The organism is Indiicoccus explosivorum, assembly GCF_002167005.1.
Taxonomy (GTDB): Bacteria; Bacillota; Bacilli; order Bacillales_A; family Planococcaceae; genus Indiicoccus; species Indiicoccus explosivorum.
Window position 1 is genome coordinate 1 of the sequence record NZ_NHTN01000020.1, and the last position, 22,118, is coordinate 22,118.

Annotated in this window: 24 protein-coding genes; 2 read left to right on the plus strand and 22 right to left on the minus strand. The window is 54.4% G+C overall.

All coding sequences use genetic code 11. The annotated features are described in order from the left end of the window. Positions 1–51: 51 nt before the first annotated feature. The 5 genes from CCE92_RS06870 to CCE92_RS06890 all read right to left on the minus strand — a co-directional run bounded on the left by CCE92_RS06870 (position 52) and on the right by CCE92_RS06890 (position 4,416). Complete coding sequence (locus CCE92_RS06870; RefSeq protein ID WP_277621517.1) at positions 52–333, minus strand: DUF3219 family protein; 282 nt, start codon at positions 331–333, stop codon at positions 52–54. A gap of 19 nt (positions 334–352) precedes the next feature. Continuing rightward, on the minus strand, positions 353–1,159 hold the full coding sequence (locus CCE92_RS06875; RefSeq protein ID WP_241535905.1) for a carbohydrate ABC transporter permease: 807 nt from the start codon (positions 1,157–1,159) through the stop codon (positions 353–355). Positions 1,160–1,422: 263 nt separating this feature from the next. Continuing rightward, positions 1,423–2,298, minus strand: a complete 876-nt coding sequence (locus CCE92_RS06880) for a carbohydrate ABC transporter permease (protein ID WP_175578076.1) — start codon at positions 2,296–2,298, stop codon at positions 1,423–1,425. A gap of 75 nt (positions 2,299–2,373) precedes the next feature. Then, positions 2,374–3,627, minus strand: a complete 1,254-nt coding sequence (locus CCE92_RS06885) for an ABC transporter substrate-binding protein (protein ID WP_088006782.1) — start codon at positions 3,625–3,627, stop codon at positions 2,374–2,376. A 111-nt stretch (positions 3,628–3,738) separates the two neighbouring features. Beyond that, positions 3,739–4,416, minus strand: coding sequence for a hypothetical protein (locus tag CCE92_RS06890; protein ID WP_088006783.1), 678 nt, complete (start codon positions 4,414–4,416; stop codon positions 3,739–3,741). A 150-nt stretch (positions 4,417–4,566) separates the two neighbouring features. Here CCE92_RS06890 and CCE92_RS06895 point away from each other — a divergent pair, with 150 nt between their 5' ends. Beyond that, positions 4,567–4,764: a DUF2188 domain-containing protein gene (locus tag CCE92_RS06895; protein WP_088006784.1), complete on the plus strand. Its 198-nt coding sequence runs from the start codon at positions 4,567–4,569 to the stop codon at positions 4,762–4,764. Between the two features lie 69 nt (positions 4,765–4,833). Here CCE92_RS06895 and moaA read toward each other — a convergent pair whose 3' ends face one another. From moaA to CCE92_RS06925, 6 genes are read right to left on the minus strand one after another with little or no spacing between them, the layout of a single operon-like run. After that, positions 4,834–5,850: a GTP 3',8-cyclase MoaA gene (moaA, locus tag CCE92_RS06900; RefSeq protein WP_088006785.1), complete on the minus strand. Its 1,017-nt coding sequence runs from the start codon at positions 5,848–5,850 to the stop codon at positions 4,834–4,836. Continuing rightward, the gene (locus CCE92_RS06905) at positions 5,847–6,431 is read right to left on the minus strand and encodes a molybdenum cofactor guanylyltransferase (protein ID WP_088006786.1); all 585 of its coding nucleotides are present in this window, start codon (positions 6,429–6,431) and stop codon (positions 5,847–5,849) included. Before CCE92_RS06905 ends, moaA begins: the two co-directional genes overlap by 4 nt. Further along, a complete protein-coding gene (moaD, locus tag CCE92_RS06910; RefSeq protein WP_088006787.1) occupies positions 6,431–6,664 on the minus strand; it encodes a molybdopterin converting factor subunit 1 in 234 nt (77 codons plus the stop codon). The genes CCE92_RS06905 and moaD overlap by 1 nt, the downstream gene beginning before the upstream one ends. Then, a complete protein-coding gene (locus CCE92_RS06915; RefSeq protein WP_088006788.1) occupies positions 6,661–7,101 on the minus strand; it encodes a molybdenum cofactor biosynthesis protein MoaE in 441 nt (146 codons plus the stop codon). The genes moaD and CCE92_RS06915 overlap by 4 nt, the downstream gene beginning before the upstream one ends. Further along, positions 7,101–7,610 (minus strand): molybdopterin-guanine dinucleotide biosynthesis protein B, encoded by a 510-nt coding sequence (mobB, locus tag CCE92_RS06920; RefSeq protein ID WP_088006789.1) that lies wholly within the window; start codon positions 7,608–7,610, stop codon positions 7,101–7,103. The genes CCE92_RS06915 and mobB overlap by 1 nt, the downstream gene beginning before the upstream one ends. Next, positions 7,598–8,842 carry a molybdopterin molybdotransferase MoeA gene (locus CCE92_RS06925; protein WP_088006790.1) on the minus strand — a complete coding sequence of 415 codons (1,245 nt, stop codon included), beginning with the start codon at positions 8,840–8,842 and terminating at the stop codon, positions 7,598–7,600. Before CCE92_RS06925 ends, mobB begins: the two co-directional genes overlap by 13 nt. Positions 8,843–8,906: 64 nt before the next feature. Here CCE92_RS06925 and moaC point away from each other — a divergent pair, with 64 nt between their 5' ends. Further along, positions 8,907–9,395, plus strand: coding sequence for a cyclic pyranopterin monophosphate synthase MoaC (moaC, locus tag CCE92_RS06930; protein ID WP_088006791.1), 489 nt, complete (start codon positions 8,907–8,909; stop codon positions 9,393–9,395). Here moaC and CCE92_RS06935 read toward each other — a convergent pair. The 11 genes from CCE92_RS06935 to CCE92_RS06985 form a co-directional block, all read right to left on the minus strand. Beyond that, complete coding sequence (locus CCE92_RS06935; RefSeq protein WP_088006792.1) at positions 9,380–9,883, minus strand: MogA/MoaB family molybdenum cofactor biosynthesis protein; 504 nt, start codon at positions 9,881–9,883, stop codon at positions 9,380–9,382. The two genes, moaC and CCE92_RS06935, sit on opposite strands and share 16 nt — an antisense overlap. Positions 9,884–9,892: 9 nt before the next feature. Beyond that, entirely contained in the window at positions 9,893–10,909 is a 1,017-nt protein-coding gene (locus CCE92_RS06940; protein ID WP_088006793.1) for a ThiF family adenylyltransferase, read from the minus strand. A 62-nt stretch (positions 10,910–10,971) separates the two neighbouring features. Continuing rightward, positions 10,972–12,468 (minus strand): nitrate/nitrite transporter, encoded by a 1,497-nt coding sequence (locus tag CCE92_RS06945; RefSeq protein WP_088006794.1) that lies wholly within the window; start codon positions 12,466–12,468, stop codon positions 10,972–10,974. Positions 12,469–12,713: 245 nt separating this feature from the next. Further along, positions 12,714–13,241: a hemerythrin domain-containing protein gene (locus CCE92_RS06950; RefSeq protein ID WP_088006795.1), complete on the minus strand. Its 528-nt coding sequence runs from the start codon at positions 13,239–13,241 to the stop codon at positions 12,714–12,716. Positions 13,242–13,262: 21 nt separating this feature from the next. After that, the gene (locus CCE92_RS06955) at positions 13,263–13,910 is read right to left on the minus strand and encodes a response regulator (protein ID WP_088006796.1); all 648 of its coding nucleotides are present in this window, start codon (positions 13,908–13,910) and stop codon (positions 13,263–13,265) included. Next, the gene (locus CCE92_RS06960; protein ID WP_088006823.1) at positions 13,907–14,962 is read right to left on the minus strand and encodes a sensor histidine kinase; all 1,056 of its coding nucleotides are present in this window, start codon (positions 14,960–14,962) and stop codon (positions 13,907–13,909) included. The genes CCE92_RS06955 and CCE92_RS06960 overlap by 4 nt, the downstream gene beginning before the upstream one ends. 20 nt (positions 14,963–14,982) lie before the next feature. After that, a complete protein-coding gene (locus CCE92_RS06965; RefSeq protein WP_088006797.1) occupies positions 14,983–15,441 on the minus strand; it encodes a GAF domain-containing protein in 459 nt (152 codons plus the stop codon). Between the two features lie 50 nt (positions 15,442–15,491). Beyond that, the gene (gene narI / locus CCE92_RS06970) at positions 15,492–16,172 is read right to left on the minus strand and encodes a respiratory nitrate reductase subunit gamma (RefSeq protein ID WP_088006824.1); all 681 of its coding nucleotides are present in this window, start codon (positions 16,170–16,172) and stop codon (positions 15,492–15,494) included. Then, positions 16,165–16,740 carry a nitrate reductase molybdenum cofactor assembly chaperone gene (narJ, locus tag CCE92_RS06975; RefSeq protein ID WP_088006798.1) on the minus strand — a complete coding sequence of 192 codons (576 nt, stop codon included), beginning with the start codon at positions 16,738–16,740 and terminating at the stop codon, positions 16,165–16,167. The genes narI and narJ overlap by 8 nt, the downstream gene beginning before the upstream one ends. Further along, on the minus strand, positions 16,733–18,289 hold the full coding sequence (gene narH / locus CCE92_RS06980) for a nitrate reductase subunit beta (protein WP_088006799.1): 1,557 nt from the start codon (positions 18,287–18,289) through the stop codon (positions 16,733–16,735). The genes narJ and narH overlap by 8 nt, the downstream gene beginning before the upstream one ends. After that, entirely contained in the window at positions 18,279–21,968 is a 3,690-nt protein-coding gene (locus tag CCE92_RS06985) for a nitrate reductase subunit alpha (RefSeq protein ID WP_088006800.1), read from the minus strand. Before CCE92_RS06985 ends, narH begins: the two co-directional genes overlap by 11 nt. Positions 21,969–22,118 lie beyond the last annotated feature (150 nt).

Sequence of the window (22,118 nt, forward strand, 5' to 3'; positions counted from 1 at the left end):
AAGGGGTTTCTCAACACTCTGAAAACACCGGCCCTTTGAAGGGCCGGTGTTTCAGCGTTTTTCGATCAGCTCCAGATGGAAATCTCCGACTGAACCTTCTTCATATAAATTCGTGACGGATGTCGAGTAATTACGGATTTCCGCCCGGAACTGCAAACCGCGCTCCGGCGCTTCCACTTGAAAGTCATTCTGGTACAGCAATACCGTTACGTCATGGTATTCACTGTGTGTCACTTGGAAATCAAAGCGGATCAGTTTCCGATCTCCTGCTGAATCCACTCGCACATTCGATGCGGTGAACGGTTTTTTATTCAGTAAAACGATTTCGTCCAACCTGCTATTCCCCTTTCTCTTATCCTTTCATCGCACCGGCTGTGATGCCGGCGACGAAAAACCGCTGAAGGAACACATACGCGATCACCATCGGCAGCGATGCGATGATGACGCCGGTGAAAAGCATCGGATAGTTGGTGGAATACTGGCCTTGGAACTGCAGAAGCGCCAGCGGAAGTGTGACGTAAGTATCGTCCGTGACGAACAGGAGCGGATAAAGCAGATCGTTCCAGTGGATGACGGACAGGAAGATCGCGGCTGCTGACATGGATGGCAATGACAGCGGGACAACGACACGCGCAAACACTTTCCAATTGCCCGCTCCGTCGATGACGGCCGCTTCGATCAGCTCTTTCGGCAGGGTTTTCATGAATCCGGTCAAGATGAAGACCGCAATCGGAAGCGTCACGGATATATTGACGAGGATCAGCCCGAGGAGGCTGTTTGTCAGGCCGAGATCGAGTACAAGCGAATAGAGCGGAACCATGCTCACTTGGGCAGGCACCATCATTCCGAGAAGGAAGATGGCGAAAATCACGCTGCCGAGCCGGTTGTTCAGCATGGTGATGCCGAATGCGATCATCGCCGAGAACAGCAAAGTGAAAAACACCGAAAATAGCGTGACGATGACGCTGTTCATGAAATAGCCGGCCATGTTCGACTCTTCGAAGAGCGTCACATAGTTTTCAAATTGAAGCCCTTCTTCAGGTACGCCGAGCGGGTTTTGGAATGTCTGCTGAATCGTCTTCATGGATGTCAGGACAACAACAATCAATGGAATGATGATCAGCAGGGCATAAACGATGACTGGGAATCTACGCAGCACACGTTCTCCCTCCCTTCTTACTCTAAAAGAGCAAATTTAGTTATAACTTGTGCCATACCAGTTCAGCTCTTATACGAGCTGAAGAAATCGCTTTAAGCGGACGCTTTCCGAGGGCGGACCACGAGCCGCTTCGGCCGCAAGCGGTTTTGACTGCGACGAGCTTGCGCAGGAGCAAGCGAGCGTTTTCGCAGCGAACGCCATTCAATACGCGATGTGATTTTTTAAGTTCAACTTATATAGCAAAAATGCTCATGTAGAGCTTTTTAGTAAGATACGCGGTCGGACCGCAGCGCTTTGAACTGCAAATACGTAATGATGCCGATGATGATCATAAACAGGACGGAAATGGCCGAAGCGTAGCCGAACTCATAGCTCCGGAACGCCACTTCATATATGTAGGTCGCGATGATTTCCGTCGCGTTATTCGGTCCGCCGCCCGTCATCGCGAATACGAGATCGAACGCCTTGAACGACTGGATCGTCGTATAAGCGACGACGATTGTCGCGGATGGTGCCAGCAGCGGCCACGTAACGCTTTTGAACGTCTGCCACTTGCTCGCGCCTTCGATCCGCGCCACTTCATACAGGTCTTCAGGGATCGACTGCAGTCCAGCCACGAAAATGATCAGCATCTGGCCGGCATGGAACCATACTTGCGTGATGGCCAGGCAGTAAATGGCGATGCTCGCATCTCCCAGCCAGCCGAGTGTATACGCGCCGAGTCCGGCAGATTCCAGGAAACTGTTCAAGATGCCGAATGTGGGATCATAAATGAAAGCCCAAATGAAAGCGACAGAAACGGATGATAAAATGGTCGGAAAAAAATAGAGAGCCCGGAAGAAGACATTCGTTTTTGTGTTCTTTACGAGCAGAATCGCAAACGCGAGCGCGACAAGCGTCTGCAGCACCACGACCGTGAACATGAACTGGAGATTGTTCACGAACACTTTCGCGAAAACCGAATCACCTGTAAAAGCCCGCTCGTAGTTCTCAAAACCGACGTACCGGAAATTTTCGCTCAATCCGTCCCAGTCGGTGAATGAATAAAACAGCGCGCTGGCGGTCGGATAAATGAAAAAAATAAAATAAAGAAGAAAACCCGGGATGAAAAACAAGTACAGTGTTTTTGAAATGCGCATGGATTCCCTCCTTCGTGAAAAATCTGGAAAACAGCATGGGCCGCCACTCCTGACTCCGGGTGGCGGCCATTCTGCCTATTCGGTGACTTCTTCTACCACTTGCTGTGCTTCAGCCGCCGCTTCTTCAGGCGCAGCGCCGCCGAGCACACTTTCAATGGAACTCAGCACGGCGTCTTCCACCTGTGCGTTCGTAATCATGTAACGCGGCTGGAAGCGGGTTTCGCGTTCATCGATCCAGTATGCGGTATTCTGCAGCGCTTCCGATTCGTACTCCACACCTTTCACGGTCAGGTGCTGCCCGGTTTCATTGGCATAAGTGGACGCGACTTCCGGCTGCGAAAGGAAGCTGATGAATTCCTTCGCCGCCTCCTGGTCCTCTGAATTGCTGTTGGCCGCCAGCATGAACGTTGCCGTGTGAATCCCTTCGTAGCGGGCTTCATCTTCCGGCACAGTGATCGGCGCCAGCAGATCCAGCTCCAGGTCCGGATTCAGTTCAAGAAGGGAAGCCATATGGTAGGAGCCTGTCGCCAGCATCGCGGCTTCTCCGCTCGCGACAAGGGCCATGGCGGCATCCTGGTTCGTTCCGAGAGCGTTCTCCTGGAAGAATCCGTTTTCCTGCAAGTACTGGAACTGCTCCAGCGTCTTCACCCACCAGTCATCCGTCAGGGACGCCTCTCCTGCCAGCAGGTCCTCGAAAGCGCCATCCGGTGCATTGTTCATCACCATGGAATTCATGAACTGGTTCGGGCCGATATCCGCTCCGGGAAAAGCGATTGGAATGATCCCATTCTCCTTCAGTGTTTCACCCATCGCGATGAATTCTTCCCAACTTTGAGGAACTTCAAGCCCCAGTTCTTCGAAAATCGCTTTGTTGTAGACCGGCATATTGAAGACAAGCTGGTAAGGGAGCGCCAGCTGGCTTCCGTCCGCCTGTCCGACTTCAATTGCTCCTTCATCGAAATTAGAAACGAACTCCTCGTCCGACAGGTCCGCGAAGAAACCGGCTTCGTTGAGCGCTTCGAACTGCGCACCCGGGAATGAAGCAAAGACGTCACCGGCCGTGCCTTCCTGCAGCATACGCTGGGCGGTCGCCATGTATTGGTCGGAAGGATAGACATTCTGCTCGACATTGATGTCCGGGTGTTCTTCCTCGAACTGCGCGATGAGTTCTTCAAACACTTCCTGGTCTTCCCCGCGCCAATGCATGAAACTCAGATCCACAGCTTCTTCCCCTGCCACTTCCGCTTCATCATCGCCTGCACAGCCGGCGGCGAACAGCGGCATACCGAGAAGACCGGCAGCCAGCACCCATTTCTTTGACATTTTCATTCCCCTCTCTATTTTTACTGCTTTAATTGTAAAGTATTCTGTTTAATATTTCAAAATCCTGTATATCACAGAAAAAACCCGGAAAAGCTGACGCTTTTCCGGGTCTTGCGGTCATTCTGTTTCTTCGACTTCCACGGTCAGCACGAGCTGCCATTCTTCCGATTCCGCCAGTTCGGTGAGACCGATGCGTTCCCCGTGCCCTAAAACAGCTACGTTGCCGTCAATGGCGACAACCATCGCTCTCACGTCTGTGCGGCCGTTCGTGTAAATGTCCCCGATCGACGGGCCATAGCCGGAAGTGCCGCCGATGAGGGCTTCCAGATTTTCGTCTTCCATCATTTGCTGAGCGGTCACGATGGACTTGTCCTGATATACGATATCATTGCTGCCTTCTTCAGCTCCCGGCACCATGACGAGAAATTCCTCCATCCGGACAGAATTCCGCCGCGTCGTCACTACGTGATCGTCTTTCACCTGATCCACTTTTTCAAATTCATTCAGCGAATAGTGGTCCAAGTATTCCGGAGCCGGTTTCGTGATCAGGATGTAGCCGTTCTCCCGGGGAGGCACATCGCTGCGCAGTGTGTAGCGCTTTCCCCAGAAGATGAAGGAATCCATCGGTTTCGGTTTGTACTGTTCGACTTCGACCGCCCGGGCCAGCACCTGCTGCATATCCTTGATGCGGTACATATGCAGTGATTGCTTCAAAAGCGGCTTTACCGAATAAATCTTATGCAATTCGTTGTTGTAATAGACGAATTGCCCTTTTCTTGCCTGCAGCAGTTTCATGAAGATCCTCCATTCTCTTAAATCAAAGTCAGTTTCATCTTAGAGGAAAATTCCCGGGAAGGAAAGTGAAGCAAGCTAAAACTGTTTAAAGGGACCCGCGGAAGGGAAAAATGCATAATGGAAAGATGAACCGCAAAGGAGCTGAGAATGATGAACAGATACGTTGTCGAACCGAACAAAGACGCTTCCCGCTGGATCGTGACACTCGAAGGCGTGGCACCGGATGATTCCTATACATCCAAAGACGGGGCGATCGCAGCGGCGGAAGAACTTGCGAAAGCGAATTCCCCAAGCAAAGTCGTCATTCTGGATGACGACCATAATGAGGTGGAAGAACGGTCTTACTGACGGGTAAAACCGGCGTCAAAAAGGGCTTCCGATGCCGGAAGCCCTTTTCCTGTGTCCACCTTTTTCCTGTCAGCCGCCGATGTACGACATGCCGATTTTTTTGCGGTTTTTCGCTGTCTGTTCCGTCCGTTCATCGGAATAGCGGTCCGTCCGGTTCCCCCAGACACCGCTGATCGCATCCAGCAGTTCCGCATCGTCCGCTCCATTCCGGATCAGTTCACGGATATCGAAGCCGGACGAAGCGAACAGGCACGTATAGAACTTGCCGTCCGACGACAGGCGCGCGCGCGTGCAGGAAGAACAGAACGACTCGGAAACGGATGTAATGAATCCTACTTGGGAGTCCGTCCCTTTGAACCGATAGCGCTTTGCGACTTCGCCATAATAATCCTTATCCACCGGCTCCAAATCGTATGCCGCCTGCAGCCGGTCAAGAATCTCTTTTTTCGTGACGACTTTCTCGAAGCTCCAGCCGTTGTCATTTCCGACATCCATGAATTCGATAAAACGGAGGGTGATCCCCCGCTCTTTAAAATAAGCGGACATCGGCAAAATCTCCGATTCATTGACCCCTTTTTGAACGACCATGTTGATCTTGATTTCGAAACCGATCTTTTGTGCCAGATCGATCTGCTTCAGAATATGGTCCGGTTTGATACCGCGGCCGTTCAATCGTCCGAACAGTTCGGAATCCAGCGCATCCAGGCTGATATTCAACCGGCGCAGACCCGCGTCATACAGCGGCTGCGCATACTGCCCGAGCAGCACGCCGTTCGTCGTCAGCCCGACATCTTCTATCCCCTCAACAGACAAGATTTTAGCGACGAGTTCAGGAAGGCCCCTTCTCATGAGCGGTTCACCGCCGGTCAGCCGGATCTTTTTGACGCCGAGCGATGCGAACAGCTCCGTCAGCCGATGCATTTCCTCGAACGACAGCAGTTCCGACTTCGGAAGGAACGCATAATCGTCCCCGAACACCTCTTTCGGCATACAGTATGAACAGCGGAAATTGCAGCGGTCTGTCACCGAGATCCGCAGATCGCGGATCGGCCGGCCGAGCCGGTCTGTCAGCGCGTGTTCCGTCATGTTTGTCGCCCTCCCTTTCGTTGGTCATCCGGTGTGTTGATGTTGCAGAAAATGGTGCTGTCGGGATGGATTTTCCCGGATCCGATCCATTCCGTATGTGACTGTCCCAAAAATCCCATGACACTGAGCCGGTTTTGCCGCAGCGCTTCGCCGAGCCGGACTTCCACCCGGCCGCTCCAAATGCTGAACAGCGGCAGCGGCTCTTCTTCCGTCCGGACAGCGGACACATCTGCTTCGGGGGAAGCGAATGCAGCCAGGTTCCGGACGGCTCCACCCGTAACATAAGGCATATCGCACGGAAGCACGAAATACCGGTCGTCGCCCGCCGCGCGCATCGCCGAGTGGATTCCGGCCAGCGGTCCGGCCCCCGCGACATCCGCCGCATCCGTTATGATCCGGAGGCGAGCCGGGAAGCGGTCCGTCAGCTCCGGACGGGTCACGATAACCACTTCCCGGCAGACTGCCGAAAGCGCGTCACGTACGTGTTCATAGTAGTACTTCCCTTCCAGTTCGGCGAATGCTTTCGGTGAACCGTAGCGGCGCGACTGTCCTCCAGCAAGAAGAATCCCCGTTATGCCCATCAGCCTCCGCTGACCGGCGGAATGAACGCGGCCGTGTCGCCTTCCCCTAGCACATCGTCAGGAAGCGCATACTCTTCATTGATGGCAACCCGGACAGCACCGTTATCGATGCCGGGATATTTCGATTCCGCCCACTGCATCAGATCAGCGACAGTCTTTCCTGTGAATTCTGCCGTCTCTTCCGCTGTTCCGGTCAATTCCCGAAGCCCTGCAAAATAAAATATCCGAATCATGTCCTTGCTCCCTCAGGTTTTTTCTTTTGGCCGCCGATCCATTCTTCGCCATCTTCCCAAATCTCTTTTTTCCAGATCGGCACCATTTCCTTGATGCGTTCGATGGCGTACTCATTCGCTTCATAAGCGTCGCGCCGGTGCGGCGAAGACACTGCGATGACCACAGCAATATCGCCGATCTGCAGTTCGCCGATCCGATGGGCGATCGCGGCCCGCGTCCCCGGCCACTTTTCTTCGATTTCCTGTCCGATTTCCGCCAGTTTCTTTTCAGCCATCGGCACATAAGCTTCATATGCCAGGTAAAGTGTCCGCACACCGTTCGTCCATTCCCGGACGTGTCCGGTGAAGACCGTAACCGCACCCGCTTCCGGGCGCAATACGTAATCAGCATAAACCTGCGTATCAATCGGATGTGAGACCACTTCAAATGCTTTCATCATGTATCACCTTTCAGCCAGTCAGCGAACCAGGATTCAAGCTGACCGGTATCATTGCGTTCTACTACAGTTCGTCCATCAAGACGGATCGTCCCCTGTCCTGCAACCAGCGCGATTCCTTCCAGTTTTTGCAGTTCCAGCCAATCTTTCCCGGACCGCAGTAATACAATTTTATCATACTTAGCATCTTTATACCCTTCAACAAGCACCAGATCCGGCTGTGAATTCCGGGCAAGTGCGATCAATTCTTCCAGACCGGCGGACGGCTTTCTCATGTGCAGCTGAATGACGCCGTCTCCGAAAGCGACAGAGCTTTCAGCACCTGCTTCAAAAAATCGCGTGCTGTCCGTTTCGGCCGGTGGCATTCCGAGCGGACCGCCGTGTCCATGGTGCTTAATGACCGCAACTGACTTCCCGAGTCGCCCCGCAGCCTGGAGCAGTTTCAGGACAAGGGTCGTCTTTCCGCTGTCTTTGAATCCGACCACTTGCAGAACTTTCACAGCGTCCACCGTTCCGAGCCTTCCTCGACACCGAGGAGCAGCACATCGGCCTCGTCCCCCTCACGGAACCCTCTCGTCCCGCCCGGCAGGACGATGAGCGCGTTGCCTCTCGCAATCGAGGATACCGCATTCGATTTATTGAATCCGGCCGGACGCACTGAAAATCCGTCATAGATGGCGCGGATGAACCGGGTGAACGGGTTCGCTTTCGTGAAATCTTCCGCCAGCACTGCGCGCGTGTGCGGCAAATAGATTTTCTCCGCCCCCATCATTTTCAGGAGAGCCGGACGGGTGAACAGTTCGAATCCTGTGAAGCAGGCGGATGGATTGCCGGACAGCCCAAACAGGTACTTGCCTCTTGCGACGGCGACGGTCGTGACGCTTCCGGGCCGCATCGCGACTTTATTGAACAGCACTTCCGCACCGAGCCGCCGGTAGATTTCCGGCAGAAAATCGAAATCACCGACCGACACCCCGCCCGTCGTAATCAGGCAGTCCGTCTCTTTCGCCGCTTTCCGGACGGCTTCCAGGCTGTTCTCCAAATGATCGGCGGACAGCTCATACATTTTACAGCGGATTCCCATACGGGCGAGCTGGGCGGCAATCATCGGCCCGTTCGAGTTGCGGATTTTGCCTGGGGCGAGCGGCTCATCCACATTGAGCAGTTCCGTTCCTGTCGACAGGATGCCGACAACCGGCCGCGCCGCCACTTCCACTTCCGCATAACCGAACGTGGCGAGGACCGCCACCGTGCCCGGCTGGATGAACGTTCCGGCGGGGACGACTTGTTCACCTTCTTGAAGATCTTCCCCTTTCAGCGAGACATTTTCGAGCGGCTCGAACGGTTTGCGGATCGTGAACGCGCCTGCCTGTTCCGACGTCTGCTCGAACATGACGACCGCGTCCGCTCCTTCCGGCAGCTGAGCGCCTGTCATGAGGCGGACCGCTTCCCCCTGTCCGACCGTCCGCTTTGAAACTTCCCCCGCCCCGATGTGGTCGATGATGCGGAAGGACTTCCGGTTCTCTCCGGAAGCGCCTGCCGAATCCGAGGCGCGGATGGCGAACCCGTCATAAGGCGACCGGTCGAACGGCGGGACCGGGTGGGTCGCCTTAATCGGACGGGCCAAAATCCGTCCCATGCTTTCCCCGAGGGGGACGGTCTCCGTGCCGAGCGGTTTCGCTTCCCGGACCATCCGGGCGACCGCTTCACTGACCGGAATCGGTTTTCTGTGTTCCACCATTGCTATCTGCTCCTTCCGGCGGCGTGCTATACTGGACACAATCACGTGTGAAAGGATGAATCCAGTGTCAGAACTTACCCATTTCAACGAACAGGGCCGCGCAAAAATGGTTGATGTATCCGATAAAGATGAATCCGTCCGGACGGCGCGTGCCCGTTCATCCGTACTGATCAATGAAACGATCTACCGCCAGATCCGTGAAGGCGGCAATAAAAAAGGCGATGTGCTCGCGGTCGCCCAAGTCGCAGGGATCATGGCGGCCAAGAACACTTCCCAAATCATTCCGATGTGCCATCCGCTCGCACTCAGCGGCGTGGACATTGAATTCCAGTGGAACGTCGACGAAGAAGCCGCCCACTATGAGATCATCCTCCATGCCGCCGTCAAAACGAAAGGGCCGACAGGTGTCGAAATGGAGGCGCTAACCGCCGCAGCCGCAGCTGCGCTGACGATCTATGACATGTGCAAAGCTGCCGGCAAAGAGATGGTCATCGGGCCGACGATGCTGCTGGAGAAAACCGGCGGCAAATCCGGGGATTATGTCCGGGGCTGACGGTGTTTCGTCAGTTCCTTTGTGATATGCTCCGCTTCCGGAATGATCAGCTTTTCCATGGCCAGCCGGACGGCGCCGGGCGAGCCGGGCAGCACGAACACCGCTTTGTCGCCGATGGAGCCGCCGAGCGCCCGGCTGAGGATGGCGCGCGTTCCGATCTCTTCATAACTCAGAAAACGGAACAATTCGCCGAACCCGTCCAGCTCTTTGTTTAGCATGGGTCTGACCGCTTCAATCGTTACATCCCGGCGGGCGATTCCCGTACCGCCCGTCGTGATGATGATGTCGACCTCCTCATGCGTCATCCACTCCGCGACCGCTGAGCGGATCGCTTCCGGTTCATCCTTCACGATCACAGATGCGGTGATTTCCATACCCGCTTCCTGTGCAAGTTCCCGCACGAGCGGGCCGCCTTTATCTGTCACTTCCGTCCGCGTGTCGCTGACTGTGAGGACCGCGACACGGATTCCTCCTGCTGTCATCTGCATCTCCTCCGTTCAGCCGAAAAGCTGGTGATAAAGCCGCTGCCCTTCCTTGGCATTTCTGATGCCGTGGATGAGAAGCCGGCCGTTGCCGAATAAAATCATCCGATGGCCCAGGGCGGTCAGTTCTACAAAATAAGGGGTCCGCCGTGTTCTCGCGTCGAGCCGGCTTCCGATCCGCTCCGCATCATCCAATGTGATCGGACGTTTCGGGTCGGGCAGGATCTGGACGGCATCCCGGCCGCATAAAACGGCGGCGCCTTTTTTCTGTTCGCTCAGCGACGGGAACGCCGGTGAATCGCCGCATGTCTCGCATGAGGCGTTCCGGATGCGGGAAATTCCGATATCGAACTGGGACTGATCCCAAAGATTGAAGTGATGCACTTTCTTGCGCATGGCGTCCCGGTTGCCGGTGAGCCACTTCATCGCTTCCGCACACTGGAGTGCCGCTGTCACTTGGACAGCCGGCGCAATGATGCCAGCTGTATCGCATGTTTCATTCACAGCCGGCATCACCGGTAACAGGCAGCGGAAGCAGGCGGATTCCCCCGGAATAAACGGAAAAACGGAGCCCGAGCTGCCGACGCATGCACCATAGATCCAGGGAATGGAATACTTGACGGAAGCATCGCTGATCAGAAGCCGCGTTTCGAAGTTATCGGTCGCGTCCATAATCAAATCGCTGGATTTTGCGAGTTTTTCCGCCATCGCCGCATCGAAGTTATCCATATACGTATGGAGCCGGACATCGGACCGGATCGCCTTCAGCCGTTTTTCGGCCGCAGCCGTCTTCGGCAGCAGTGCTTTGGCATCTTCTTCGGTGAACAGCTGCTGGCGCTGCAGGTTCGACCACTCGACGTAATCCCGGTCGATCAGATGGATTTCCCCGATTCCTGCCCGCACAAGTGTCTCGGCGATGGCGGAACCGAGAGCGCCGCAGCCGACAATGGTCACTGCCGCTTCGCTCAAGCGCTGCTGTCCGTCCCGGCCGAACGGTTTGAATAGTATTTGTCTGGAATAGCGCTCGTTCAAAGTATGCCGCACCTTTCGAATAGATTAAGGGCGGCCGGCGAAACCGGCAGCCCCAGATTCATTCACTTTTTCGCTGAAGAGATGTCGCTGAATGTCCCGACGTATTCCACCGTTTCACCCGTCCCATCTTTTACAGCACTGATGTTCAGCCACTGAAGGTATTCTTCCCCGTTTTTCCTGCGGTTCCATATTTCCCCTTGCCAAACTTCTTTTTCCGTAATCTCTTTCCACATGTCAGCGTAGAAATCTCTCGGCTGCTTGCCGGATTGCAGGATCCGGGGATTCTGACCGATCACTTCATCTTCTTCAAAACCGGTCAATTTTGTGAAAGCCGGATTGACAGCTTTGATTTTCCCCGCCAAATCTGTGACAAGCACTCCTTGACCCATTGAATTGAACACCTCGGAAGCAAGTGAGAGCCGGTCTGAATAGTACAACCATACCACGAGCACGAGACTGGCCAAAGCGACTTGCGACAGGAGCATGAACCCGATGGCATACTGCCCGGTCATCGAATGGATCGCCGCGAGCATGAGCGGCGGGAAGAATCCGCCGAGACCGCCCATCATGGACACGATCCCGTTGGCGATCCCTGCCTGCTTGTTGAAGTAGAACGGCACCAGCTTGAAGATGACCCCGTTGCCGATTCCCGCACTGACCGCAATCGCCAGGACGCCGATCCGGTAAATCGGCAGTTCGGGCGAAAACGCGAGCAGAATCGCGGCGAACGTGTAGATGGTGAATGTTCCGGCCAGCAGGAACAGCGGCTGGAACTTGTCCGCGAGCCAACCCCCGACCGGCCGGAGGAATGTCGCGACCGCGATGAATCCGGCAGTCCGCAGACCGGCATCCACTTTTTCAAGACCGAAATTATCGACGAGAAAGTTCGGCAGGTAGACGGTAAACGCGACGAATGAACCGAACGTAATAAAGTAGAATAGCGAAAAAAGCCAAAGTTTTTCATTTCTGTAGACGCTCTTGATCTGGTTCAGGAGCGGGGCTTTCGTTTTTTGTTCATGACGGTCACCGAAAAAGAAGTTGAGCGCCGCGAAAGCGAGCAGCAGAATCAAGTACAGTTTGACAGTCGCCGACCAGCCGATCTGTGTGGCGATGAGCGGAGCGGAAAATGTCGTAATGGCCGTCCCGATATTCCCTGCTCCATAAATCCCGTTGACAAGTCCATGCTTTTCTTTCGGATAGTATTTCGGCAGGGATGTGACCCCTACGGAAAACACAGCGCCGCCGATTCCGAGGAACAGGCCGCCGATGATCAGATCCGTCATGGATGATGCTTCACTGATGTAGAAGACCGGGAACAGCAGCAGAACGAAGCTTACCAGGAAGATGATCCGCGCGCCGAAAGCGTTCGCCCAATAACCGAGCGGAATCCGGAGCACCGACCCGAGTATGACAGGAACTGCTGTGATGAGCGCCAGGCGCTCGGCCGGAATGCTGATGTCCTCTCGGATGAACGGCATTAAAGCGGAAATGATGACCCACACCATGAACCCGACGACGAGGTTCGCCGTCTGCAGCGGCAGCTGCATTTTCTTGACCATTTTCTTTCACCTTTTTTCCTATAGTGTTGGATTACGATTTCACTTAGCTTACGTCCTTAATTATAGAAAGCAGGAAGGGTTATTCCTATTAGGGGAGTCCCCTTAAGGGAGAGGCGGAAACCCTAAATGGAACACCGTCTGAAATGTGTGCGGCGAAGCTGCTTTTGCGGCTGGTCGCGGGAAGCAGAACAATTGCTATGAAATGTTTAAAACAAAAAAACCGCTTCCCGGAAGAAGCGGCGGCATCAGGTGATGAGTGTATTCAGTTTCTCGAACAGTGCGTCCTGGTCATCGGCACGCATTAGGTTCTCCGCCATCGGGAACAGCACGGTCTCTTCTTTCACGAAATGCACGGTCAGCACTTCGAAAGCTTCTCCCGCATCTTTGACAGCGGAGCGGAGCTGCGGGAGCGATAGCTCACTGAAATCGCCGCGCGTGTGGTGAAGGAAATGGCCGATGTAACCGTCGATTTCCTCATGCTCTTCCTGGATGCCGACGAGCGGCCCCTGTTCGAACCCGATATAGGAACCGAGCAGCGGAAAAAAATGTTCTTCCTCTTTTTCTGTATGATTCTTGAGCGGATCGAGAAAAGCGATGACGAGCCGGCGCAGTTCTTTCAGCAGCCGATGTCCTTCCTCTTCCGTTAAACCTTCGCGCTCGAACTGGAGGACGATGGCGTGCCATTCGTCCATCAGGAACGACAGGTAGCGGTGCTCGTTTTCAAGCACGCGCATGCACGGTTCTTTGAACCGCAGCTGTTCTTTTCCTGCCAAGTGAAACCCCTCCCGTGCCTGTCAGAAATTCAGCAGTTTTTTCTTCAATGCGTATTCCACCAATTCCGGACGGCTCTTCAAATTCAGTTTTTCCATGATTTTCGCCTTATGGGCTTCCACGGTCTTTACTGAAATAAACAGTTTTTCTGCGATTTCTTTATTGCCGTAGCCTTTCGCGACAAGCGGCAGCACTTCGAGTTCCCGCTTGGACAGCACCTCGAACGGGTTTTCATCATTCAGGCGCTGTTCCCCTTTCACGAACTCACGGACGAGTGACGTCGCCATCTTCGGGTGAATATACGTCTCTCCCCGTGAAACCGTCCGGATTGCGGTCAGGAGCTCGTCATCCGGCGCATTTTTCAGGATATAGCCTGAAGCGCCGTTTTTCAGGACATGGAACAAATACTCTTCGTCATCATGCATCGTCAGAATCAGGATTTTTGTGTCCGGAAAATCCTCCTTGATTTTTCCTGTCGCGATCAGTCCGCTTTCGCCCGGCGGCATGCTCAAGTCAAGCAGCAGCACATCCGGTTCGTGCTTGGCGACCATCGCATATGCTTCAATGCCATCCGCCGCTGTCGCAATGACTTCCATGTCCGGCTGGAAATTGAGGATCATCGAAAATCCGCTCCTGACAATGGCATGATCATCCGCAATGACTATTCTCATTTCGCCTTTCCTCCTGTCCGGTCCTGCCCGATCGGAATCGACAGCTGGACAGCCGTCCCTTTTCCGATCTTTGTCTGGACTGTCAAATCGCCGTGCACGAGTTCCGCGCGTTCCCTCATGCCGTGGAGGCCAAGTCCTGTTCCGATCGGATCGTCCCCTTTTTCGAATCCGGCGCCTTTGTCTTCCACTCTCAGCTTCAAAAACTGCGTTTCCACAGTCAGTGTCACTTTCACTGAATCGACCTGTGCATACTTGACCGCATTCAGCACCGCTTCCTGGCAGATCCGATAAACGACGGTTTCTATCTCATTTCCAAACCTTCTCGTCCCGATATCGGATTTGAATTCCACTTCCAGCCCGTAGCTTTGTTCCACCCGTTTGAAATGAGAGCGGAAGGCCGCTTCCAGGCCGAAATCATCCAGTGCTGCCGGACGGAGTTCCACGGATAGATTCCGGATATCATCCAACAGACGGGTCATCGTCGCTTCTGTCTGGCGGACTTTATCGAGGACATCCTGGTCCTGGGTCATATATTTTACGACCCGGAGATCGACGACGGCACTCAGCAGTTCCTGTGCCACGCTGTCATGAAGTTCCCGGGAGATGCGCTTCTGTTCGTTTTCCTGTGCTTCGATGACGTGCTTCATCATCTTGTTTTCATAAAGCCGTTCCTGGGTCTTGAACTGCTTAGTCAAATCACGCAGCATAAAGACCCGGACGCCGTTCTCCGGGTCGATCGTATGGAATGTGGCTGCGTAAGGAAGGACCCCTTTCCCTTCTGTTTCCAAATATACCTGGAACGAAGAGAAGTCTTCCGGATCCGAATTATGACTGAAATAGCAGCTGAGGCACGTCTGCAATTCCGTATCGCTCGTATAGCCTCTGCACGCCTGGCACATCGCCTGGAATTCGCCCTGCCTGAGCTGGGTGACAACATCTTTGTCGATAATCTGTTCCGCGGCGGGGTTCAGCGCAAGCGCTTTACCATTCGCATCGAAAAAGAAGATGGCATCTGTGCTGTTTTCAAACATCTTGATCAGCATATCGACCATTTTGCTTTCCTGCACCGTTCTCACAGAGCCATCAGTTCCTTCCCGTCCAAATTCCCGATGCCCTCTCCTGCTGTCTTCAGCATCATCTGCAGCAGTTCATCCGTTATCTCGTGCTCTTTTCTGCAGCCGCATAAGAGGACGCCGGCTACGCGGCCTTTATTCCATAGGGGGACTGCCGCAACGCTTTGGAGTTTCTCCGACATGATGATCGGGTAGCTGAATAGTCCGTCTTTCTTGATGAATTCCCCTACGCTCGGCAGCAGCAGCGGTTTACCGGTTTTAAAGACAAGGCCCGCAACCCCTCTTCCAGACTGGAGCACAATTCGCTTGAAGCGGTCGTTCAAGTTTCCGGAAGCATACTGCCACTTCAGGACAAACTGCTGCTCTGCTGTCTCAACGAGTGCAATTGCGACTAAATCACAGCCAAGTTTCTCACGCAGCCGATCGGCTTCATTCTGATAGTTGAATTTAATTTCCATCATAATTGTCTCCTATGAATGGAAAAGAAAGCCGGGCCTTCTCTTTCCACTCAGTTCGTTTTATGTCTTCTGTACAAGATATAGCTTCTGCCGACATAATTCAGCGGCACACTCCATACATGAACAAGACGGGTGAACGGCCACATCGCGAAAATCGCAAATCCGGCCAATGCATGAATTTTAAAGGATAACGGCACGGCTGTCATGTAAGACGGATCGGGACTCAGCAGGAACAGTCCGCGGAACCAGATGGAGATTGAATCCCGGTAATCGAATTCCGGCTGTACAGCATTCGTGACGAGAGTTGCATACATCCCCATGAAAACGATCAGCAGCAAAAGCGAATTGACCACCAGGTCAGATGCCGAGCTCAGCTGACGCACGTTTTTCTTCGTAAAGCGGCGGAATGTCAGGATGACCATGCCGGCGAGTGTAATGAACCCGAAGAATCCGCCGATGTAGATCGCGCCGAGGTGATACAAGTGATCGTCCACGCCGATTGCGTTCATCCATTCTTTCGGGATGCCCAATCCGGCGATGTGACCGAAAATGACCGGGATGATTCCGATATGGAACAGCAGGCTGCCGACCATCAGCTGCTTTTTCTCGATGAATTCACTCGACTTGGCAGTCCAGTGGAACTGGTCGGTGCGGTACCGGTAAATATGGCCGACGACGAAAATCGCCAGGCAAAGGTAAGGAAAAATAACCCACAAAAACTGATCAACCATGTTCACGGGATGAAGCCCCCTGTTCTACACATGCTTTGAAAGTCTCGCGCAGCCCTTTGATAAGATGGAAATACGGGCTCTCATTCTTTTCAAGCGTTTGAAGCAAATGATATGTGCCGTCTTCCAGCACAGCGATCAGCAGGCGGAAACTCTCCGGAGCGCGCGGATCGCCGAGCCATTCCGCCGCGTAGATGAATTCGCACATGAGCGGCAGAAAATCGGACAGTTCTTCATCAGGCATTTCCAGCCCGAACATTTCATACAGCACTTTCAGTTTCGCCAGCATCTGACCGCGCTCACGCGCATCTTCGAATTTGAAGTATGTCATATAAAGCGTGGCGTCTTTCTGGAAATCAAAGGTTTCCGTGTACATTTCCTTGATATCCATCAGGCTGTAATCCTGCATGAGCGACCAGTACTTCTGTACATGATCGTATGCAGGATCTCCAGGACTGAAGGATTCCTCAAGGAAAGCCGGATGGAAATCCAGCTTTTCCGGATAAGTCAGCTGATGGGCGAAGAAGCCGAATGAACGCTTATAGCCGTACAGCTTTTCAAGATTAATCACGCCAGATTCCTCCGTAGAAGTTCTCTTCGTAAATCTCTTTTCCGGATTTGCCGGCAGGAACTGCAGGGCCGCAGCCATCGCAGCCGGATCCCATATCTCCCATGACGTCGCCATAGCCTGCTGAACCTTGGGCGCGATACGGATTCATGGTTGTCTCTCTGTGCGATGTCGGGATGACGAAACGGTCTTCGTACTTCGCGATCGCCAGCAGGCGGTACATCTGCTCTGCCTGGTGGGCGGTCATGCCGACACGGTCGAGGCGGCTTTCATCGAATTCTTTTCCGGAAGATAATGCGCGCATATACTGGCGCATCATCGCCATCCGCTGGAGCGCTTCCTTGACCGTTTCCGTATCGCCCGCCGTCAGCATGTTGGCGAGGTACTGGACCGGCGTGCGCATTTCTTCGATCGCCGGGAAGATCATATCCGGGTTCTTGATCGAATCTTTCCCTTCGAAGTAGTTCATGATCGGGCTGAGCGGCGGCACATACCAGACCATCGGCAATGTGCGGTATTCCGGGTGGAGCGGGAACGCCAGCTTATGCTCGATCGCCAGTTTATAAACCGGCGAGTTCTGGGCGGCTTCGATCCAGTCTTCGGAAATGCCGTCCCGTTTCGCCTGCGCGATGACTTCCGGATCGCTCGGATCCATGAAGAGGTCGCACTGTGCGCGGTACAGTTCTTTTTCGTCCGGTGTCGAAGCGGCTTCGAGCACCCGGTCCGCGTCATACAGCAGGACGCCGAGGTAGCGGATCCGTCCTGTGCACGTTTCCGAGCAGACGGTCGGGAGACCCGCTTCCATTCTCGGGAAGCAGAATGTGCATTTCTCCGCTTTGTTCGTCTGCCAGTTGAAGTACACTTTTTTGTACGGGCAGCCGGTCATACAGTAGCGCCAGCCGCGGCATGCTTCCTGGTCGACGAGGACGATGCCGTCCTCATCCCGCTTGTAGAGGGCGCCTGACGGGCACGATGCGACACAGCTCGGGTTGAGGCAGTGCTCGCAAAGGCGCGGCAAGTAGACCATGAAGGACTTTTCGAAGTTGAATTTGATCTCTTCTTCAATTTTCTGGATGTTCGGATCCTGCGGGCCGGTGATGTGCGCGCCCGCCAGGTCATCCTCCCAGTTCGGTCCCCATTCGAGGTCCATTTTCTCGCCGGTGACTTGTGAGATCGGACGCGCCACCGGTGAATGCTCCTGTTCCCCCGCGGAAGTCAGGTGCTCGTAGTTGTACGTCCATGGCTCGTAGTAGTCCTTCATTTCCGGCATATCCGGGTTATAGAAGATTTTTCCGAGCGCCACTTTCGACAGTTTGTTGCCGGATTTCAGTTCCAGCTTGCCTTTGCGCAGCTGCCAGCCGCCCTTGTAGAGCTCCTGGTCCTCCCAGCGCTTCGGATAGCCGATGCCCGGTTTCGTTTCGACGTTATTGAACCAAATGTATTCGGCGCCTTTCCGGTTCGTCCAAGTCGTTTTACAGGTAACGCTGCACGTATGGCAGCCGATACACTTGTCGAGATTCATCACCATTGCAACTTGCGCTTTAATTTTCAAGCCAGTTGACCTCCTTCATTTTCCGGACCGCTACGTATTCGTCCCGCTGGTTTCCGATCGGTCCGTAGTAGTTGAATCCGTAGCTCAGCTGAGCGTAACCGCCGACCATTTGCGTCGGTTTCATGTGGATCCGCGTCGGCGCATTGTGGCTGCCTCCGCGTGTATCCGTGATTTCGGAACCCGGCACGTTCACGTGCTTGTCCTGGGCGTGGTACATGAACATCGTGCCTCTCGGCATCCGGTGGCTGACGACCGCGCGTGCAGCGACGACACCGTTCCGGTTGTACACTTCGAGCCAGTCGTTGTCATTGATGCCGTGCGCATCCGCGTCTTCATTGCTGAGCCAGACGGTCGGACCGCCGCGGAACAGCGTCAGCATGTGCTGGTTGTCCTGGTATGTCGAGTGGATGTTCCATTTGCCGTGCGGCGTCAGGTAGCGGAGCACTAATGAATCCACGCCGCCTTTGACTTCTTTATCCCCGCTGCCGAACACCATCGGCGGCAGTGTCGGTTTGAATACCGGGAGCGCTTCCCCGTACTGCAGGAAGATTTCGTGATCGATATAGAAATGTTGGCGGCCGGTCAGTGTCCGGAACGGCACGAGACGCTCGATGTTCGTTGTGAACGGCGAGTAGCGGCGTCCGGATTTGTTCGATCCGCTGAAGACCGGTGTCGGAATGACTTCACGCGGCTGTGCGGTGATGCTCTGGAATGTGATCTTCTCCGCTGCGCGTTCCGCTGAAATGTCTCTCAGTGGCACGCCCGAATCTTCTTCCGCCGAAATATAGGCTTTCTGGGAGAGCCGTCCGTTCGTCGCGGATGACAGATGCAGCATCGCGTCGGCCACCTGGCGCGCGCTTTGGATTTTCGGCAGTCCGCTTTTAATTGTTTCGTCGTAATAAACCCCGTTGATGCGCTTCAGTTCTTCGTACTCTTCTTTCGCCGAGAAGCTGACGCCGTGAGCGCCGATCTTGCTTACGCTGAGATTCGGACCGAGCGTGACGTACTTGTCGTAGATCTTCGTGTAATCCCGCTCCACGACGCTGAAGTTCGGCATCGTCTTGCCCGGAATCGCTTCGATTTCCCCTTTTGCCCAGTCTTTCACGAGACCCATCGGCTGTGAGATTTCACTCGCCGTGTCATGTGCGAGCGGTGACGTCACCACGTCTTTGTATACGCCCGGCAAGTGCGTCTTCGCCATCTCCGAGAACGTCTCGGAAAGTTTGCGGTAAATGTCCCAGTCCGAACGCGATTCCCACAGCGGGTTGACCGCCGGGTTGAACGGGTGGACGAACGGATGCATATCCGTCGAAGACAAGTCGTGTTTTTCGTACCAAGTCGCTGCCGGAAGGACGATGTCCGCGTAAAGCGGTGTCGATGTCATCCGGAAATCGAGCGCGACCATGAGGTCCAGTTTGCCTTCGACATCTTCCCGCCAGATGATCTCTTCCGGTTTCTGGTTCACGTTCGGCCGCGCCAGAAGCGCATCCGATGCGCCGAGCAGGTGCTTCATGAAATACTCCTGCCCTTTCGCTGAGCTTGAAATGAGGTTCGAACGCCAGATGAAGAGCGAACGCGGGAAGTTCTCCGGTGCGCCCGGATCTTCGATCGCGAACTTTGTTTCGCGTGATTTGATCTGCTCGTAAGCGTGCTGGATGATTTCCTCGTTTGTCTCTTTTCCTTCCTGTTTCGCTTCTTCCGCGAACAGGAGGCTGTTTTTATTGAACTGCGGATATGACGGAAGCCAGCCGAGACGGGCAGCGAGTACGTTGTAATCCGCCGGATGCTGATACTTCACATCGCCGCCGGTCGGCGATTTCAGTGAATCCGTGCCGCCCTCTTCATAACGCCACTGTTCAGTGGCGAAATAGAAGTAGGAAGTCCCGTTCTGGAGACGGGCAGGGCCTTGCCAGTCTTTTGCGAACGCCACTGTCGACCAGCCTTCGATCGGGCGGCATTTTTCCTGGCCGACATAGTGTGCCCAGCCGCCGCCGTTGACGCCCTGCGATGCCGTCAGGATGACGAGGTTCAGGATCGCGCGGTAAATCGTATCGCTGTTGAACCAGTGGTTGATGCCCGCACCCATGATGATCATGGAGCGGCCGTCCGTATCGAGTGAGTTCTGAGCGAATTCACGGGCGATCTGTGTGACGACGGACGCTTTCACGCTCGTCACTTTTTCCTGCCATGCAGGTGTATAGAAAGACGTTTCATCATCGTAGCCTTTCGCGTTGTACGGGCTGTCGGTACGCGCGATGCCGTATTGGCTCAGCATCAGGTCGTAGACCGTCGCTGCGTAGCGCTCTGTGCCGTCCGCGAGTGTCACTTTTGTGGCCGGGATGACCCGTTTGAAGACACCGTTGCCTTCGTTGTCGAAATAAGGGAAGACGATTTCTTTCCATTCTTCGCCGTGGCCTTCGACCGACATCGCCGGTTCCACTCTTGTGCCGTCTTCATTATCGAGAACCAGGTTCCATTTTTTGTCTTTTTCCCAGCGCTGGCCCATCGTGCCGTTCGGTACGATAAATTTACCGGCTGTCTCATCAAAGATGACCGGTTTCCAGTCAGCGTGCTCAGCAGTATCCCCGAAGTCGCTTGCGCGGAGGAAGCGGCCGCCTTTCAGGCTGCCTTCATGCTGATCAAGCAGGATCATAAACGGCATATCCGTGTACTGCTTCGCATAGTCGATGAACATCTGTTCTTTCCGTTTATGGTAGAACTCATCCAGAATGACATGGGTCATCGCTTGTGCGAGTGCCGCGTCCGTTCCAGGGTGCGGCGCAAGCCAGTTGTCGGCGAACTTCACGTTTTCCGCAAGGTCAGGTGCGACAGAAACGACTTTAGTGCCTTTATAGCGAACTTCTGTCATGAAGTGGGCATCCGGTGTACGCGTGAGCGGCACGTTCGAGCCCCACATCATCAAGTATCCGGCGTTGTACCAGTCGGATGATTCCGGAACATCCGTCTGCTCGCCCCAGATTTGCGGGGAAGCCGGCGGAAGATCCGCATACCAGTCATAAAAGCTCAGCATTTCACCGCCGAGGAGGGAAATGAACCGGGCGCCTGAAGCGTAGGAAATCATCGACATCGCCGGGATCGGTGTGAATCCGGCGATACGGTCAGGACCGTATTTGCGGATCGTGTAGATGAGCTGTGCTGAGATCAGGCGGAGCGCCTCGTCCCAGCCGACACGGACATGGCCGCCTTTGCCTCGTGCTTTTTTGTAGAGCCGGGCTTTTTCAGGGTCTTCCACAATGCTCGCCCATGCGTCAACAGGGTTTGCATGTTCTGTGATCGCCGCCTGCCAGAGACGCCACAGCTTGCCGCGCATATATGGATACTTTACGCGAAGCGGGCTGTACTCGTACCAGGAGAACGTCGCACCACGGGGACAGCCGCGCGGTTCGAATTCGGGCATGTCCGGACCGCAGGAAGGATAATCGATCTGCTGGTTTTCCCATGTGATGATCCCGTTTTTCACGAATACTTTCCAGCTGCAGGAACCGGTGCAGTTCACACCGTGCGTTGTCCGGACGACTTTGTCGTGCGACCAGCGCTGACGGTACATGTTCTCCCACTCTCTGCTTTTCTCTTCGAGAATGGACCAGCTGCCGGAATAGCTTTCGACCGGTTTGAAGAAATTGAGGCCGCGTTTATTTTTTCTCGTTGTGGTTTCCATTGCGTTGAAACACTCCTTTTTAGGTAAGAGCACTAGCCGACTTCACAAGTCACCAATTACTGTTTCTTATTATGCAGTCAGCAGCAAAATCTTCCCATTAGGGAATGTCCTATTGAAGCAGGGGAAAACCCTTGTTATTAAGAAAAGTGG